Raw genomic sequence first — 16,943 nt, forward strand, 5'->3', positions numbered from 1 at the left:
TCCCGGTCAGGTACGAGGGATGGGGCGCAGTGTGATCTCGACCCGCTGGCGCGGCCGCAGCGAGGCTCCCATCTGGGGCGTGGCCACCTCCGGGCTGCAGGAGAGCAGTTCATAGCGGCTGAGGATGCCCGCGATGATCAGCTGGGCCTCCAGCATGAAGACGTGCATGCCGAGGCACTGGTGAGGGCCCCCGCCGAAGGGGAAGTACGCGTATCTGTGCCGGCCCGAGGACCGGGGCCCGGAGAAGCGGCCCGGGTCGAACTCCTCCGGCCGCTCCCAGAACGCCTCCATGCGATGGGTGATGAACGGGCTGATGACGATCGTCTCGCCCTTCTTGAGCAGCACTCCGCCGAGGGGCTCCGGCTCCACGACCATCCGGGGGAACAGCCAGCCCACGGGGAACAGCCGCAGAAGTTCCTGCAGGACCTGCTTCGTGTACGGCAGGTCCGCCAGGTGAGCGGGCCGTACGGGCCCGGCCCCGACCACGAGGCCGATCTCCCGCCGCAACCTCGCGGCCACCTCGGGATGCGCCTGCAGGAGCGGCCACAGCCAGGTGAGCGCGCCCGCCGTGGTCTCGGTGGCGGTGGCCAGCATGGCGACCAGGTTGTCGCGCACCCATCGAGCGCTCGGCCCGCCGCCCGCGGCGTCCCCGGTCCGGCACAGGACGGAGACGATGTCGTGGCCGTCACCGGGCCTGTCCTTGTGCCTGTCCACGAGTGGAACCACGACGTCGTCGATCGTCCGCAGGGCGTTCCTGAAGGCGCCGTCTCCTGGAAGCGGGACGCGGTAGGGGACGAACGGCAGCAGGTAGCGGAAGATGACGGATGTGCCGACCGCGTCGAACGCCGGAGCGAGCCGCTCGGCGTCCGCCATCTCGATCCTGTCGCCGAAGAAGATCCGCATCACGACTCTGTTGACGATCCGCGCCATCGCCGCCGGGACGTCGATCGGCAGGCCGGACTCGGCCGGCGCGGCAAGCTCCTCGATTCCCTCGTCGACCGCCTCCGCCATGCGGCCCGCGAGCGCTTCGACGTTCTTGGCGGTGAACACAGGCTGCAGAACCTTGCGGCTCTGCTCCCACGCTGGGCCGTCGGACATGACGCTCTCCCCGAAGAGCCGATGCAGCGGCTTCCAGAGGACGCCGTCACGCCGGTAGTTGGCGGAGTTGCCGCGCAGGACGTGCTGGAGGTGATCGGGGTGTGTGATCAGGTACGGCCGGAAGGGGCCCAGGTTCACCCTGACGACGTCGCCACCGGACTCCCGGCCGATCTCGAGGACGGCACGAACCGGATCACGAAGGATCGCGGGGAGGACCTGCCGGAGGGGAAGAGTTCTCGCATGTCGGATCGGGTTCGCGTCAACATCGATCGGCATTCCGGCTTGCTCCCACCTGACGATCACGCCGTTCGCGAAGTATCACATGATCCACTCCGATTGATCAATATTGCAGTGGAGTGACAGTTTTGTCCTATGAGGCGATAGATGCGGCGATGGCGTGCTTTGCCCACATAGTGATGTGTGACACGTTTTGCGGGGCGTAAAAGAGGGAAGGGCCGGGCCATCGCGGCCCGGCCCTCCTCAGGACGTGTCGTCAGGCGTGGCTGGTCACCAGCAGCGCGATGCCCACGAGGATGACGATGGGAATCAGCCACACCACGACCTCGCCGAGGAACTCCTTGTACATGGGGACCGAATCCTCTCGGTGACGTGCGAAAAGTAGACCGACGTGCAGCATATTCGGTCGTGCTGCCAGGTGGAACCCGGCATCGCCGCAGGCGATGAACGAGAAGGCGGCTGCGCCTCGAGTGCTCGCCGGGTCGGACGAGATGCGACCGCCGGCCGGTGAGTCATCGGATGAAACGTACATACATCCCCCGCTGGTCAGGGCTTTTGCCGCGCCTCGTCCCTGGGCCGGGCGGCGGGCCGCTCTCTACCATCGCGCCGGACAGCACGAGGGAGAGACGCGATGTCGAAGAGAAGCGCGGTGGTGGCGGCCCTGCTCGTGGTGCTCGGGCTGCTCGTCGCCCGGCCCGCCGAGGCGGCAACGGTGCGGATCATGCCCCTTGGCGACTCGATCACCGGATCGCCCGGCTGCTGGCGGGCCCTGTTGTGGAACAAGCTGCAGAACGGCGGCTTCACCGACATCGACATGGTGGGGACGCTGCCCGCCCAGGGGTGCGGGGTGCCGTACGACGGCGACAACGAGGGCCACGGCGGCTTCCTCGTCACGAACGTCGCCGACCAGAACCAGCTCCCGGGCTGGCTCTCGGCGACCCGTCCCGACATCGTGATGATGCACTTCGGCACCAACGACGTGTGGAGCAACAAGCCCACCGACACGATCCTCGCGGCCTACGGCAAGCTCGTGGACCAGATGCGGGCGAGCAACCCGAACATGAAGATCCTGGTCGCCCAGATCATCCCGATGAACCCGAGCACCTGCCCCGAGTGCGCCCAGCGGGCCGTCGCCCTGAACAGCGCGATCCCGGGCTGGGCCGCCGCGAAGACCACGGCGGCCTCCCCGATCGTGGTCGTCGACCAGTGGACCGGCTTCAGCACGAGCACGGACACCTACGACGGCGTGCACCCCAACGACAGCGGCAACCAGAAGATGGCGGACAAGTGGTACCCCGCCCTGTCGGCCCTGCTCGGCGGCGCGCAGCCGTCGCCCAGCCCCAGCCCGAGTCGCAGCCCCAGCCCCAGCCCCTCGCCGACCCGGTCGCCTTCTCCGTCCCCCTCGCCCTCGCCCTCGTCCGGGCCCTCGGGCTGCGGCGCGACCTACAAGATCACAAACCAGTGGGGCGGCGGCTTCCAGGGTGAGGTCACGGTCAAGAACACGGGCACCGCTCCCATCAGCGCCTGGACCGTGACCTGGACCTTCGCCAACGGGCAGCAGGTGACCCAGGTGTGGGGCGGCAAGGCCACCCAGAGCGGGGCGAGCGTGACCGTGAAGAACGAGAGCTGGAACGGCTCCCTCGGCGCCGGCGCGAGCACCACCTTCGGCTTCATCGCCTCCTGGAACGCGTCCAATTCCGCTCCCACGCCCGCCTGCGCGGCCGCCTGACCTCGATCGGGCCGGGCCTCTAACGGCGCGGTCGGCCCGCCCGGCAGGCGTGCGTCCCCCGGTGTCCCCCGGTGCCCCCTATGCGGGCCCGGGGGACGCGCGCTTACGGCCGGATGCACGTCTTTCGAACTGTTCGTGACAGCCGCCGTCTCGCGGTCGGCGACCGTGTTCCCTGGTACGGGTGATCCCCTCTGACCGGTCATGGCCGGATATCGACGTGGTCGGCGCCGCCGTCCGCGACCCCGTCACCGTGTACGGCGGCACCGGCTCTGTGCGCGAACTCGCCCACGAGGGCATCCGGGTCCCCGACGTCGCCGCCCTCGACGCCCGCCGTCTCGTGGTCGCCTGGCGGGCCGGGGCGGCCGACCCGGTGGACCCCACGCCCACCGACCAGGGCGCGATCATGTACGCCCGGTCCGGGGACGGCGGCCGCACCTGGACCACCGGCACTCTCGCGGCGGACACCTCCACCCATCGCTACCACTACGCCGTGTTCCTGAAGGACGGCGACGCGCTGCTGGCGCTGCTCGGCCGGATCACGATCGCGGCCGACCGCGACGCCGCGGGGAACGTCGACGGCTTCCCGGTGACGATGGTCGCCAGGAGGAGCACCGACGACGGCCGCACCTGGGCCGATCACCCCCTCTCCGTCGCCGTGCCGCCCAACTCCCGTGGGGTCGTCGTGGCCGGCAAACCCCTCAGGCATGAGGGCGTCTGGCTGGTGCCGTACTGGCAGGCGGCGGGCGGCACCACCAGGGCGGGCGTGCTGCGCTCGGCCGACCTGGTCACCTGGACGCCGGGCGCCCTGGCGGACAACCCGCCCGGCCTGTCCGTCGAGGAGCCGCAGGTCGTCGTGGCCCAGGACGACCCGCGCACGCTGCTCATGATCGCGCGCACCTTGCACGGCGGCACCGCGGCGGACAAGGACGCCCACTACCGCACCCATGCCGCGTACGCCGCGACCGCGACCAGCACCGACGGCGGGCTGACCTGGTCCGCCTTCGCCGTGGACCCCGAACTGCCGAACTACTACGTCAAGACGTTCTTCGCGAAGGACTCCCTCGGTCGCTATCTGACCGTGTACAACACCCTGGCCGGGCCGTTCACCGGCCCGGCGTCCGCGAAGCCCGACCAGTATCGCGAGGTCCTCTACTACAAGGTCAGACGGCCGGGCACACCGTGGGGCCCGGGACGGCTCTTCGCCGACGGCAGGCGGCTCACCCGGGGCGCGGCCCGCGGCTGGGACGTCTACGCCTCGGCCGACGAGTACGAGCCGGGCCGGTTCTTCGTGGTCTGGGAGCACAACCAGATCGAGATCAAGCTCGCCCGCCTCGACCTGGCCGACGTCTTCACCGGGGTCGCTCCCGGCTGGGGCGGATGGACCATGAGCGGCGGCGCCGAAGTCATCGGACCATTCGGCGAAGGCGGCCCGGCCAGGCCGGCCTCCTCCCCCGATGGCGTCCCCGCGCTGCGCCTGGCCGCCGGGCGGATCAGCCGCCCGTACGGACCGCGCGAGGGCTTCGTCCTGACCTTCCACGGCAGGGTGACGCGCTTCCCGAGCTCCGGCGACGGCCTGGCGATCGAGGTGAGCACGGGCACGCGCCTCCTCAGGGTGGCCGTACGGCCCGACGGCCCGCACGCCCTGACGGCGGAGGGATGGGTGGCCGTTCCGGGGGTGGGTGACCGGTGGCGGGTGATCGTCGACGCGGCGGGCACCGCGGCCGCGCAGGCCGTCCCCCCGGCAGGCCCTGCCGGAGCGCGGTGGACGCTCCCGGCGACGGACGGCCCGCCGGGCGTGTCGGTCGGCGGTGACGGGGAGGCCGTGCTGGATCTGGTCGAGGTCACCGACCACGTGGCGGGCGGCTCCTGGACGGGATGGGCACTCGACCGGGGAGCGACTCTCATGAACGGCGGCCTGCGCCTGCGCAGCACCACGAGCGGGGTCGTCTCGGCCGTGCTGCCCCTCGATGTGACCAGGGCGTGCGACTTCACCGTGGAGTTCCGCGGCCGGGTGATCGACGACAGCGCCCTGGACCCGCGGACCGGACGAGGGGTCAGCCTCGGGACGAAGGTCGCCAACGGCGCCCGGCGGCTCATGCTGACGGTGCAGCGGGGCGGCGTGTGGACGATGACGAAGGGATCCGGCACCTGGGAGAGGATCCTCACGCTCCCCGAGGCCGGCCGACCCGCCACCTGGAAGGTGACCGTGGACAGCGCGGGAGTGGCCCGCCTGCACCGCGACGGCGCGGACACGGGCGCGACCTGGGTGGTGCCGGACAGCAGGGAGACGCCGCAGGTAGCGCACTGGGTGGCGGGCACGGCGGGCGGCAACGCGGCCGAGGCCCACATCGACTGGACCCTGGTCACGGCCACCCTCGGCACCGCCTGATCGGCGCAGGCCGCCGCGCTGGGGCACCGGCGAGCATCCGATTTCCGGACGTCACTGATTTCCGGACGTCACCGCGCCGGCCGGAAGCCCCGGTCCTCGCTCCCGCCCGCTCCGCTCCTCGCGGTCCCGTCCGGCGTCTCCAGCGGGCGGAAGCGGGAACCGGACCGGCTCGGTCATCGGTAGCCGGTGACGTCGGCGGGGCGGCCGGCGTCCTGGACCTCCACGAGATATCGCCAGCAGTCGGGGCGGCTGCCGTCCACGTCGGTGAAGCCGTAAACCTGGGCCAGCTGGCCGCTGGACAGCGACTGCCCGTTCCAGCGGCTCACCTCCGGGTCGGCGGCCAGGGCCGCCACCGCGCGCCCGACGAAGGCCGGGGTCTCGGAGATGGCGAAGTGCGGCACCTTGTCCAGCGCGTCGCGCCAGTTGGCCTCAGTCACGCCGAAGTGCTCCAGCATGATCTCCGATCGCAGCCAGCCCGGCGTGAGCGACACCGCGGTCGCGCCATGCGGCGCCAGCTCCTTGGCCTGGGCGAACGCCATGCGGTTCACGGACGTCTTCGCGAGGTCGTAGAAGAACGAGACGCGGTAGTTGGCGGCGTTGTACTCCGCCGTGCCGTCGGTGACCTCGACCACCAGACCACCCGGCCTGCGAATCAGCAGCGGCAGCGCGTAGTGGCTGGTGATGATGTGCGTGTCGATCGCCAGCCGCAGAATGCGCAGGCCGTCGTCGAGCGAGTGCTCCCAGAGCGAATCGGTCCAGCTGAACAGCAGCTCGCCGCCCCAGATGTCGTTGACCAGCACGTCGAGCCCGCCCTGCTCGGCGTCGATCCGCTCCACGAGGGCCCGCACCTGCTCGCGGTCGAGGTGGTCCACCGGCACGGCGATCCCCCGCCCGCCGGCGGCCGTGACCAGCTCGGCCGTCTCCTCGATCGTCTCCGGCCTGTTCATCTCCGAGCGCCGCTCGCGGGTGCTGCGGCCGGTCACGTAGACCGTCGCCCCCGCCGCACCCAGCTCGACCGCGATGCCGCGTCCCGCGCCCCGGGTCGCCCCGGCGACCAGTGCGACCTTCCCCTCCAGGCTGCTCGTCATGAGACGGCATGCTGGCACACGCCACCGACAAAAACGGAACCCGCGGGTTGGCCGCGATCTCTGGGGGCAGCGCGTGCTTTCAGCTAGGGTGCTGATCGCGATCCCGGAGGAGGACGGCATGAGCGAATATGCGGCGACTTTTCAACTTATCGACACCGACGGGGACGGGCGGATCTCGGCCGAGGAGCTCGTACGCCTGATGGAGGTGCTCGGCCGGCCGCTCACGCTGCAGGGAGCGCAGGGCGCGATCGACAGGGTCGACGCCGACCGCGACGGCCTGATCGACCTGGAGGAGTTCGGCGCCTGGCTGAGCAGCGCCGAGCAGCGTTGAGCGGGCGCTGAGCGGCACTGACCGAGGCGAGCGGGGCGAGCGGGACGTTGAGCGAGCGCTGAAAGGCGACGACGAGTTCTGGGGCGCGGTGCCGGCGGGCGTCGCGAGGCTGCTGCGTCCCCGCATGGGCGACGTCGCGGACCGCATGATCGCGGAGATCCAGCGGCGGGTGCCCGAATACGCCCGCCCGGCGGACGAGGTCTACATCAAGGTCCTTCGGCTGTCGGTCAACCAGGCGCTGCGGGGGTTCCTGGAACGCATCGAGAACCCGCGGGCGCCGTGGGACCCCGAGGTCTTCCGGACGATCGGCAGGGGCGAGGCCGCCGAGGGGCGCGACCTCGAGCCCTTCCAAACCGCGATGCGGCTGGGCGCGCGAGTGGCGTGGCGACGGCTCACCGAGCAGTCCGAGCAGCTCGGCCTCGACCCGCGGACGCTGTACGACCTGGGCGAGGCCATCTTCGTCTACCTCGACCAGCTCGCCGCCGCGGCGGCGGAGGGCTTCGCCGAGGCGCGGGCGCACGCGGCCGGCGAGATGGAGCGCCGCCGCCGGCGGCTGCTCGACCTGCTGCTCACCCGTCCCGCGGCCTCGCCGGAGGCCGTCGCCGACCTGGCCAGGGCGGCCGCCTGGCGGCTGCCTCGCACTGTCGCCGGGGTGGCCCTGGAGGAACGCGACGGCGGTTCTCCCCTCCCGGTGCTGCCGCCGGACGTGCTGACCGGGCTCGACCGCAACGTCCCGTGTCTCGTGGTGCCCGACCCCGGCGGCCCCGGGCGGGTGCAGGCGCTGGAGAGCGCCCTGCGCGGCTGGCGGGCCGCGATCGGCCCTGCCGTGCCGCTCGCCGCCGCCGCGAACTCGCTCGGCTGGGCCAGGGAGGCCCTCGACCTCGGCACCCGCGGCGTCCTGCCCCGGCGGGGGCTGCTGCGCTGCGCCGACCACATGGCCACGCTGGTCGTCTTCAAGGACGAGGACCTGGTGGCCGCCCTGGCGGAGGTGCGCCTCGCGCCCCTCGCCCACCTGCGCCGGAGCCAGCAGGACCGCCTGGCCGAGACCCTGCTCGCCTGGCTGCGGCACGGCCGGGGCGTCGCCGAGGTCGCCGCGGCGCTCCACGTCCACCCGCAGACCGTGCGTTATCGCCTGCGCCAGATCGAGCAGCTGTACGGCGACGCGCTCGCCGACCCCGACGTCCGGTTCGAGCTGGAGATCGTCCTGCGCGCCCGCCAGGCCCGTCAGGACCCGCCCGGTTAGGCCGGGTCCGCTCTCTCTACGAGACGGTGCCGCCGCTGGTCCGCAGGCCCCGCGCCGTCGACCGCTCGTGCAGGCCGAACCGCGCCTCCGGCTCCCGCTCGCCGTCGAGGATCTCCGCCACGTATCCGGCCAGGGCCGGGGCGTGCTTGAAGCCGTGCCCGGACTCCCCGCCGAGCAGCCAGACGCCGTCCTCGACCTCGGCGATGATCCACTCGGCGTCCCTGGTCAGCGCGTACTGGCAGACCTGGCTGAACACCACCGGCGCGCCCACCAGTGACGGGAACCGCCTGGCAAGGTAGGCGCGCGCCTGCTCCTCGGTGTGCCGCAGCACCCGCCTGCCGCCGCTCTCCGGGTCGTACGGCTCGCCCTCGGCATCGCCGGTGATCTTCATCCCCATGCCGTCCAGGTCGCCGTGCCCGTACGCCGACAGGTCGTAGTCGCAGAACGCGGGCAGCGGCGGCGTGGTCCAGTCCCTGGGCACCCCGAAGTGGAAGGTGTCCTGCCGCGTCACCTGGACGTGTCCCGCCTCGTGCGGGAACAGCCGCGGCAGCCACGCGCCGCACGCCCAGACCACGCGGTCCGCCGTCAGCACCTCGCCGTCCGCCACGACACCGGCCCCTCGCCCGTACGGCACGGCCCGGGCGCGGACCTGCCGCACGCCGGCCGCGACGGCGAGGCGCGCGGTCACCTGCGTCGCCCGCCGGGCCCGCAGCACTCCGGCGTTCGGCTCCCACAGCACGAAGGCGAGGTCGTCGCCCCGCAGGCCGGGGAACCGCCGCGCCGCCTCGGCCGGATCGAGCAGCTCACAGGGGATGTCCAGCCGCTCGAGCACCCGGGCGCTGCGCGTCTCCCAGCCGTCCGGGTCGCGGGCGAACCACATCAGCCCCGACTCGACGTACAGGTCCTCGCCGGTCCGCTGCTCCAGCCGGCGCCAGGCGTCGCGGGCCTGCCGGGCCAGCCGGGGATACCAGTCGTCGGAGCCGTGCGCGCAGCGCAGCAGGCGGGTCTCCCCGGCGCTGGCCTGACGCACGTGACCCGGCGCGTACTGCTCGACGAGCGTCACCCGCCAGCCCTCGTCGGCCAGCCGCAGCGCCAGCGACGCCCCCCAGATCCCCGCCCCCACCACGATCGCCGACTTCATCCACCGCTCCTTGATCGCGGACCGAAACCTACGTCCGACGTAGGCTACGTCGGATGCAGGTTTCGCCGATCGCCGCACCGGTGCGGCGATAATCAAAGGCATGATGGCGGCCGAATCGGCGCAGACGCTCGAACGGGGCTTACGGCTGTTGCGGCTGCTCGCCGACGCGAACCGGGGCCGCACGCCGACCGAGCTCGCCCAGGAGCTGGGCCTGAGCCGGCCGATCGTCTACCGGCTCCTGACGACCCTGCAGGCCGAGGGCTTCGCCCGGCGGGACGCGCAGGGCCGCGTGCACCTGGGCTTCGGGGTGCTCGTGCTGGCCCAGGCCGTGCATCCCCTGCTGCGGGCGGCGGCGCTGCCGGCGCTGCGCGCGCTGGCGGAGCAGGCCGGGGCGACCGCGCACCTGACGGTGGCCGAGGGCGACGAGGGCCTGGCTGTCGCGGTGGTCGAGCCCTCGTGGACCGACTTCCACGTCGCCTACCGGGAGGGCTCGCGCCATCCGCTGACGCGCGGCGCGGCCGGGCTGGCGCTGCTCGCGCTGCGCGAGGGCCGCACGGAGCCGCCGCTGCACACGAGCAGCGGACACCTCCAGGAGGGCGCGCAGGGCATCGCCGCGCCGATCCCGGGCCTGCCGTGGCTGGAGGCGTCCGTCGGCGTGGTCAGCTTCGCCGACCTCGACGCGGACAAGGTGGGCCCGTTGGTCCTGGAGGCCGCCGGCCGCCTCACGTCCGCGCTGTCCGAGCCCCCGCGCTGACGATCACCACTTGAGCAATGGGCGGCAGCTTGACATTCCCGGCGGCATGGCGAATCGTCGTACATATATAGGACACTGACGTCCGATTAACGGACAATATCTGCCGGACAAGCACAGGCCGGACAAGCAGAGGAGGCGTCATGCCGTACTACCGCGTGGTCGGGGAGGTGCCACGCAAGCGCCACGTGCAGTTCCGCGCACCCGACGGCGGGCTGTACAAGGAGGAGCTCATGGGAGAGGAGGGCTTCTCCTCCGACTCCTCGTTGCTCTACCACCGCCACGCGCCGACCGCCATCGTCAAGGCCGAGGCCGTGGACGCCGGAGCGCCCGGCCTCACGCCCAACCTGCCGCTGTCCCCGCGCCATTTCCGTACCCGGGACCTGACGCCCGACGGCGACCTGGTCTCCGGGCGGATGCTGCTCGCGGGCAACTCCGACGTCCGCATCTCGTACGCCGCGACGCAGGCGCCCAGCGAGCTGTACCGCGACTCGATGGGCGACGAGTGCGTCTACATCGCGAGCGGCAGGGCCCGGTTCGAGTCGGCGTACGGCGCGCTGGACGTGGCCGAGGGCGACTACGTGGTGATCCCCACCGGGACGATCCACCGGTGGGTGCCCGAGGGACCGGTGACCGCGCTGGTGATCGAGGCGGCCGGGCACATCAGACCGCCGAAGCGCTACCTGTCCCAGTTCGGCCAGTTCCTTGAGCACGCGCCGTACTGCGAGCGCGACCTGCGCGCACCGGCCGAGCCGCTGCTCGTGGACGGGGAGGAGGTCCCGGTCCTGGTCAGGACGCGGGGCGGGCTGACCCGGCTGACCTACGCCCACCATCCCTTCGACGTGGTGGGCTGGGACGGCTGCCTCTACCCGTACGCGTTCAACATCCAGGACTTCGAGCCGATCGTGAAGCGCACCCACGCGCCGCCGCCGGTTCACCAGACGTTCGAGGGCCCGGGCTTCGTCGTCTGCTCGTTCTGTCCGCGGCCGCTGGACTTCCATCCGGAGGCCGTGCCGATCCCGTACAACCACCACAACGTGGACTCCGACGAGTTCATGTTCTACGTGGGCGGCGACTACACGGCGAGGAGGGGGTCGGGCATCGACGTCGGCTCGATCTCACTGCACCCGGCCGGCTTCACGCACGGCCCGCAGCCGGGCGCGGTGGAGGCCGCCGTCGAGGCCGTACGCCAGGGGCACACCGAGACGACCGAGATGGCCGTCATGATCGACACCTTCCGCCCGCTCGACCTCGGCCAGGCCGCCCTGGCGTGCGAGGACACCGACTACGCGTGGACGTGGGCGAGATGAGCTTCGGGCTCGACAACCTGCCGTACGGCGTGTTCTCCCGGCCCGGGGAGCCCCGCAGGGTCGGCGTCCGGGTCGGGGACCAGGTCCTCGACCTGGCGGCCGCCCTCGGCGGGGACGTCTACGCGGCGCCCAGCCTCAACCCGCTGCTGGCCCTGGGCCGTGCGGCCTGGCAGGAGACACGGGCGCGGGTACGCGAGGCGGCGGCCACGGGCGACCACCTGATCCCGCTGGCGGAGGTGACCCTGCACCTGCCGGTCGAGGTGGCCGACTACGTGGACTTCTACGCCTCGCTCGAGCACGCGTCGAACCTCGGGCGGATGTTCCGGCCGGACGACGAGCCGCTGAAGCAGAACTGGCGGCACCTGCCCGTCGGCTACCACGGGCGGGCGGGCACCGTCGTCGTCTCGGGGACGCCGATCAGGCGGCCGTGCGGGCAGCGGCCGTCGTTCGGCCCGTCGCAGAAGCTCGACATCGAGGCGGAGGTCGGCTTCGTCGTCGGGGTGCCGACGCGGCTGGGCGAGCGCGCGGGCGCGTTCGAGGACCACGTCTTCGGGGTGGCGCTCGTCAACGACTGGAGCGCCCGCGACATCCAGGCGTGGGAGTACGTCCCGCTCGGTCCTTTCCTGGGCAAGTCGTTCGCCACCTCGATGTCCGCGTGGGTCACGCCGCTCGACGCCCTGGAGGAGGCCAGGGTCGAGGGCCGGTCGCAGGACCCCGAGCCCCTTCCGTACCTCGCCAGGCAGGCGCCCTGGGGGCTCGACCTCACCCTGCGCGTCGACCTGAACGGCGAGACGGTCTCGACGCCGTCGTTCCGCGACATGTACTGGACGCCCGACCAGATGCTCGCCCACATGACCGTGAACGGCGCCCGTCTGCGCACCGGCGATTTGTTCGCGAGCGGGACGGTCTCGTCGATCGGGCAGCCGGGTTCGCTCATCGAGCTGACCTGGAACGGCGCGGACCCGGTCAAACTGCCCGGCGAGACCCGCACCTTCCTGGAGGACGGCGACACCGTAACGATCAGCGCGTGGACCTCGCACGGGATCAGCCTCGGCGAGGTTTCGGGGAAGGTCCTTCCGGCCACTTAGCGTATTTCTGTCGTCACCCCTCGCTATCTTGGGTGCCCGTGAAGCCACGCACCCTGCCTCCCGCCGCCCGTGCCCTGTTCGCGGTGCTGCTCGTGGCCTGTCCCGCGCTCGTCGCGGGCTGCGCCGTACGCGTGCCGCCCGTGCCGCGCATCACGATGACCCCGGCCTCCGGCGCGGCGTCCGTCGCGCCGGAGGCGGGGTTGGTCGTCAGGGCGGAGGGCGGCAGGCTGACCAGCGTGCTGGCGTTCGCGGGGCGCGACCCGGTGCCCGGCGCCTTCGACCCGGCCCGCACCGTGTGGCGGTCGTCGTGGACGCTGCGCCCCGGCACGCAGTATGTCGTCAACGCCGTCGCGACCGGCGCCCAGGGCGTCACCGCCCAGGTCGCGGGCCGGTTCCGCACGCTCACCCCGCGCCGTGAGGTCGCCGTCGCCTCGGTCGTCCCCTACGACGGGGAGACGGTCGGGGTCGGCATGCCGATCATCGTGACGTTCACCAGGCCGGTCGAGGACCGCGCGGCGGTCGAGCGGGCGCTGGAGGTCCGGGGCCCGGCCGAGGGCGCCTGGCACTGGGCGAGCTCCACCCAGGTCGTCTACCGGCCGCGGAAGTGGTGGCCGGCCGGTGTCGACGTGCGTTTCACCGCTCATCTCGCCGGCGTCCGCGCCGCTCCCGGCACGTACGGCGCGGCCGACCGGAGCGTTGCCTTCACCGTGGGGCGGGCCATGATCAGCACGGTCGACACCCGTGCCCACCAGATGGTGGTGCGGCAGGACGGCAGGGTGGCCCAGCGCATGCCGATCAGCGCCGGCATGGCGACCACCAGGGAGTACACGACCACGAGCGGGATCCACCTGACGATGGACAAGGGCAACCCCGTCCGCATGGTCTCGCCGGGCCGCCGCAAGGGCGACCCCGGCTACTACGACAAGCTGATCGACTACGCCGTACGGATCTCCAACAGCGGCGAGTACGTCCACGCGCTGGACAACCTGTGGGCGCAGGGCCGGGCCAACGTCAGCCACGGCTGCGTGAACGTCCACCCCGACCAGGCGCGGTGGTTCTACGAGCACGCGCTGCGCGGCGATCCCGTCGTCGTCACCGGCACCACGCGCGCACTGGAGTGGAACAACGGCTGGGGCTACTGGCAGCTCTCCTGGCCCCGGTGGCTGGCCGGCAGCGCCCTCCCGCACGCCGTCGCCGGGACCCCTTCCGCCGCCTCTTGACAGAGGTGGCCGCATCCAAGTCAGCGTCCTGCATTACGGTCGAGTCATGGCAGTAGCAATCGATCTGACCCTTTACTGCGAGAACGCCCGGCTCCTCGCCGAGTTCTGGAAGACGGCGCTCGGCTACGTCGACGAGATCCCGGCGGCCCGATACGCGACCAGTGATGAGTCGTTCGCGCGGTCCGATCTGCCGTCCGGCGGCACCGAGGACGACGGGGCCTGCCTCTGCGACCCCGAGGGGGTCGGCCCTCGGCTCTCCATCCTCCGGGTCCCCGAGCGGAAGACGGCGGAAAACCGGCTCCACATCGACGTCCGCGTGCCGGGAGACGGCACGGCCGCCGACCGGTGGGAGCGGATCAGGGCGGAGGCCGCCCGGCTGGTGCGCGCCGGCGGCACGATCCTCGAGGCGTTCGACGACCACATCCTGATGGCCGACCCGGAGGGCAACGAGTTCCGCGTCGCCCCGTCCCCGGCGTGAAACCCGCCTGAGCCCCGGCGCTCTGGGAGACCGCGGCCGTACGAGTTAGGTTTGAGGAGGAGGAACCCGGCCAGAGCGGTGTTCGTTCATTGCTATGGAGGCGGCAATGGACCCCTGGATCGTATGGCTCATCCTGGCGGCGGTGCTGGGTGCCGCGGAGATCTTCACGCTGACCGCGGCGTTGGGGCTGCTGTCCGTCGCGGCCCTGCTCACGACCGTCGTCGCGGCCGTCGGACTGCCGCCCGCGATCCAGTTGGCCGTGTTCGTCGTCGCCTCCGCCGCCGGCCTCGCCGGGGTGCGCCCGATCGCGCTCCGGCACATCAAGCAGCCGCCGCCGAAGCGCTTCGGAGTGTCCGCGCTCGTCGGCAAGTCCGCGTACGTGACCAAGGAGGTCACCGGCAGGGACGGCCGGGTCCGGATCGGTGGCGAGGAGTGGTCGGCACGTGCCTACGACGAGACGCTCGTGATCCCGCCGGGGGCCACGGTCGACGTCATGGAGATCGAGGGCGCCACCGCCCTCGTCTATCCCCGGGAGTGAGCAATGGACGCAGCAGTGATCGCCGGAATCGTCATCGCGTTCGTCGCGATCCTGACGGTGCTGCGGGCGGTCCGGATCGTGCCCCAGGCCAGAGCCGGCAACGTCGAGCGCCTGGGCAGGTACTACCGCACACTCGGCCCCGGCCTGAACTTCGTCATCCCCTTCATCGACCGGGTCCGGCCGCTGCTGGACCTGCGCGAGCAGGTGGTGTCGTTCAAGCCGCAGCCGGTCATCACCGAGGACAACCTCGTCGTGGACATCGACACGGTGCTGTATTTCCAGGTCACCGATCCCCGGGCGGCGGAGTACGAGATCGCCAACTTCATCCAGGGCGTCGAGCAGCTCACCGTGACGACGCTGCGCAACGTGGTCGGCGGCATGGACCTGGAGAAGACGCTCACCTCTCGTGACATGATCAACAGCCAGCTGCGCGGCGTGCTGGACGAGGCCACCGGCAAGTGGGGCATCCGGGTCAACCGGGTCGAGATCAAGGCGATCGACCCGCCGAAGACCATCAAGGACGCGATGGAGAAGCAGATGCGCGCCGAGCGGGACAAGCGCGCGGCGATCCTCACGGCCGAGGGCCAGCGGCAGTCGCAGATCCTCACGGCCGAGGGTGAGAAGCAGAGCGCGATCCTGCGCGCCGAGGGCGAGCGGACCTCCCAGATCCTCAAGGCCCAGGGCCAGTCGCAGGCGATCGACGAGGTGTTCCAGGCCGTGCACCGCAACGACCCCGACCCCAAGCTGCTCGCCTACCAGTACCTCCAGGTGCTGCCCCAGCTCGCCCAGGGCCAGGGCAACACGATGTGGGTGATCCCGAGCGAGGTCACCTCGGCGCTCAATACGCTGTCGAGGGCGTTCACCGAGTCGCTGCCCGCCAGCCGGGTCACCGGGGCGGACGGCAGGCACGAGCGGAGCGCGGCGGGCAGTGAGGCGGTCGCCGAGGCCGAGCGCGCCGCCGCCGAGGCCAAGGCGGCGGCCGAGGACAGCGAGCTGGGACCGCGCCAGATCGAGGCCCGTCGTCCCGCCCTCGGCGCGGACGGCGTCTCCAACCCCGACCCGGCCCACGCCGTACGCCCGGACGAGCGCCCGTAGCGCACTCCGGGGAGAGCAGGACCACAGCAGCTCGTTCCCTGTCAGGCGCCTGCCGCCGGTCCGTACGCTCGCAGGAAGGTGTCGACGGCGGCGTCGGCGACGCCGCGGGCCTCTTCGGGGGAGGCGGTGCGGGTGCCGAGCGCCGTCCGCGCCTCCATCGGGCCGGTGAGCAGCGCCAGGAACTGCTCGGCCGCGAGCGCCGGGTCGCAGGGACGTAGGCGTCCGGACAGGGAGAGCCGGGCCAGCCGATCCGCCAGGGCCTCGGCGAGCCGGCGCCCCGTCCGCCCCTGCACGATCTCGACGATGTCGGGGATTCGGGCGATCTGACCGTAGGTCAGCCGTCGCAGCGCGTGCGAGCGCTCACCGCAGCACACCTGGAGCAGGCTGTACGCCACGTCCTCGAAGACGGCCCGCAGATCGTCACCGGGATCCCGCAGCCTGTCCACCACGGCCAGGTTCTCCGCCGACACGGCGTCGGCCGCGACCTCCATCGCCTGCCGGAACAGGCTCTCCTTGTCGCCGAAGTGGTTGTAGACGGTCAGCTTGGCGACCCCCGCCGCTTCGGCGATCTCCTGCACGGACGCCTGCGCGTAGCCCTGCTCGGCGAAGACGGCGAAAGCGGCCTTCAGGATCGCCCGCCGCTTGTCGATGCGTCCCCGGGAGTCGGGGCGTCCCGCCGTCGTCAGCTCCGCCATCACGACCCGCACTGTACCAGCGGGACCACTTGAGTGAACCCGCTTGTTCAAAACCTTTCAGATCAATAGAGTAAACCGGCAAGTTCAATCTGGAAGGGGAACTCGTGATCGTCAACATCCTGCGGTTCAGCTTCAGAGACGGGACCACCGACGAGGAGAAGGAGGAGGTGCTGGCGGCGATGAGGCGCACGGCGTCCGTCGAGTCGGTGGCGTTCTCCAGCGTCGGCCAGGACCTGGGGGATCCCTCCGACGGCTACACCCACGCCTACCTCGCCGCCGTCGAGGACCTCGCGGCGCTGGAGCGGTACATGTACGACCCGGTGCATCTGGAAGGCGACCCGCACATCCTGCCCCGCCTCGACCGGCTCTCGGCGGTGCGCCTGTCGGACGACCCGGATCCCGGCCTGCACGAGAAGATCACCGCCATGCACCTGAAGAAGGTGGCGACCTATCCCGAGTGGGGCCGGCTCCTCGACGCCATCCCCAACGGCCGGGTCTCCGGTTAGCGGCGG

The 16,943-nt window shown here is 71.7% G+C and carries 16 protein-coding genes; 12 read left to right on the forward strand and 4 right to left on the reverse strand.

Annotated features, from left to right (window positions below; translation table 11 throughout):
* Positions 1 to 6 precede the first annotated feature (6 nt).
* Entirely contained in the window at positions 7 to 1,374 is a 1,368-nt protein-coding gene (locus Msi02_RS25620) for a cytochrome P450 (RefSeq protein WP_204050629.1), read from the reverse strand.
* A 592-nt stretch (positions 1,375 to 1,966) separates the two neighbouring features.
* Between Msi02_RS25620 and Msi02_RS25625 the strand changes: the two genes are divergently transcribed.
* Positions 1,967 to 3,064: a cellulose binding domain-containing protein gene (locus Msi02_RS25625; RefSeq protein WP_204050630.1), complete on the forward strand. Its 1,098-nt coding sequence runs from the start codon at positions 1,967 to 1,969 to the stop codon at positions 3,062 to 3,064.
* A gap of 181 nt (positions 3,065 to 3,245) precedes the next feature.
* Positions 3,246 to 5,453, forward strand: a complete 2,208-nt coding sequence (locus Msi02_RS25630) for a sialidase family protein (RefSeq protein ID WP_204050631.1) — start codon at positions 3,246 to 3,248, stop codon at positions 5,451 to 5,453.
* Between the two features lie 173 nt (positions 5,454 to 5,626).
* On the opposite strand, the gene Msi02_RS25635 is transcribed toward Msi02_RS25630, so the two are convergent.
* The gene (locus Msi02_RS25635) at positions 5,627 to 6,541 is read right to left on the reverse strand and encodes an SDR family oxidoreductase (RefSeq protein WP_204050632.1); all 915 of its coding nucleotides are present in this window, start codon (positions 6,539 to 6,541) and stop codon (positions 5,627 to 5,629) included.
* 118 nt (positions 6,542 to 6,659) lie between these two features.
* Between Msi02_RS25635 and Msi02_RS25640 the strand changes: the two genes are divergently transcribed.
* On the forward strand, positions 6,660 to 6,872 hold the full coding sequence (locus Msi02_RS25640; protein WP_142563672.1) for an EF-hand domain-containing protein: 213 nt from the start codon (positions 6,660 to 6,662) through the stop codon (positions 6,870 to 6,872).
* A gap of 88 nt (positions 6,873 to 6,960) precedes the next feature.
* Positions 6,961 to 8,115 (forward strand): PucR family transcriptional regulator, encoded by a 1,155-nt coding sequence (locus tag Msi02_RS25645; RefSeq protein ID WP_505745419.1) that lies wholly within the window; start codon positions 6,961 to 6,963, stop codon positions 8,113 to 8,115.
* A 16-nt stretch (positions 8,116 to 8,131) separates the two neighbouring features.
* Here the strand turns inward: Msi02_RS25645 and Msi02_RS25650 are convergent, their stop codons facing one another.
* Positions 8,132 to 9,256 (reverse strand): NAD(P)/FAD-dependent oxidoreductase, encoded by a 1,125-nt coding sequence (locus Msi02_RS25650; RefSeq protein WP_204050633.1) that lies wholly within the window; start codon positions 9,254 to 9,256, stop codon positions 8,132 to 8,134.
* 100 nt (positions 9,257 to 9,356) lie between these two features.
* Between Msi02_RS25650 and Msi02_RS25655 the strand changes: the two genes are divergently transcribed.
* The 7 genes from Msi02_RS25655 to Msi02_RS25685 all read left to right on the forward strand — a co-directional run bounded on the left by Msi02_RS25655 (position 9,357) and on the right by Msi02_RS25685 (position 15,736).
* Positions 9,357 to 10,010, forward strand: coding sequence for a helix-turn-helix domain-containing protein (locus tag Msi02_RS25655; RefSeq protein WP_239108701.1), 654 nt, complete (start codon positions 9,357 to 9,359; stop codon positions 10,008 to 10,010).
* Between the two features lie 140 nt (positions 10,011 to 10,150).
* A complete protein-coding gene (locus tag Msi02_RS25660) occupies positions 10,151 to 11,317 on the forward strand; it encodes a homogentisate 1,2-dioxygenase (RefSeq protein ID WP_079319515.1) in 1,167 nt (388 codons plus the stop codon).
* Positions 11,314 to 12,405 (forward strand): fumarylacetoacetase, encoded by a 1,092-nt coding sequence (gene fahA, locus Msi02_RS25665; protein ID WP_204050687.1) that lies wholly within the window; start codon positions 11,314 to 11,316, stop codon positions 12,403 to 12,405. Before Msi02_RS25660 ends, fahA begins: the two co-directional genes overlap by 4 nt.
* A gap of 38 nt (positions 12,406 to 12,443) precedes the next feature.
* Positions 12,444 to 13,625, forward strand: a complete 1,182-nt coding sequence (locus tag Msi02_RS25670) for a L,D-transpeptidase (RefSeq protein ID WP_239108702.1) — start codon at positions 12,444 to 12,446, stop codon at positions 13,623 to 13,625.
* 46 nt (positions 13,626 to 13,671) lie between these two features.
* Positions 13,672 to 14,103: a VOC family protein gene (locus tag Msi02_RS25675; RefSeq protein ID WP_204050634.1), complete on the forward strand. Its 432-nt coding sequence runs from the start codon at positions 13,672 to 13,674 to the stop codon at positions 14,101 to 14,103.
* Between the two features lie 106 nt (positions 14,104 to 14,209).
* Positions 14,210 to 14,641, forward strand: a complete 432-nt coding sequence (locus tag Msi02_RS25680; protein ID WP_079319517.1) for an NfeD family protein — start codon at positions 14,210 to 14,212, stop codon at positions 14,639 to 14,641.
* A 3-nt stretch (positions 14,642 to 14,644) separates the two neighbouring features.
* Positions 14,645 to 15,736: an SPFH domain-containing protein gene (locus Msi02_RS25685; RefSeq protein WP_204050635.1), complete on the forward strand. Its 1,092-nt coding sequence runs from the start codon at positions 14,645 to 14,647 to the stop codon at positions 15,734 to 15,736.
* A gap of 41 nt (positions 15,737 to 15,777) precedes the next feature.
* Here the strand turns inward: Msi02_RS25685 and Msi02_RS25690 are convergent, their stop codons facing one another.
* Positions 15,778 to 16,431 carry a TetR/AcrR family transcriptional regulator gene (locus Msi02_RS25690; protein ID WP_204050689.1) on the reverse strand — a complete coding sequence of 218 codons (654 nt, stop codon included), beginning with the start codon at positions 16,429 to 16,431 and terminating at the stop codon, positions 15,778 to 15,780.
* A gap of 104 nt (positions 16,432 to 16,535) precedes the next feature.
* On the opposite strand from Msi02_RS25690, the gene Msi02_RS25695 reads away from it, so the two are divergent.
* Positions 16,536 to 16,937 (forward strand): Dabb family protein, encoded by a 402-nt coding sequence (locus Msi02_RS25695; protein WP_079319519.1) that lies wholly within the window; start codon positions 16,536 to 16,538, stop codon positions 16,935 to 16,937.
* Positions 16,938 to 16,943 lie beyond the last annotated feature (6 nt).

This window comes from Microbispora siamensis (genome assembly GCF_016863095.1).
GTDB classification, from domain to species: Bacteria; Actinomycetota; Actinomycetes; order Streptosporangiales; family Streptosporangiaceae; genus Microbispora; species Microbispora siamensis.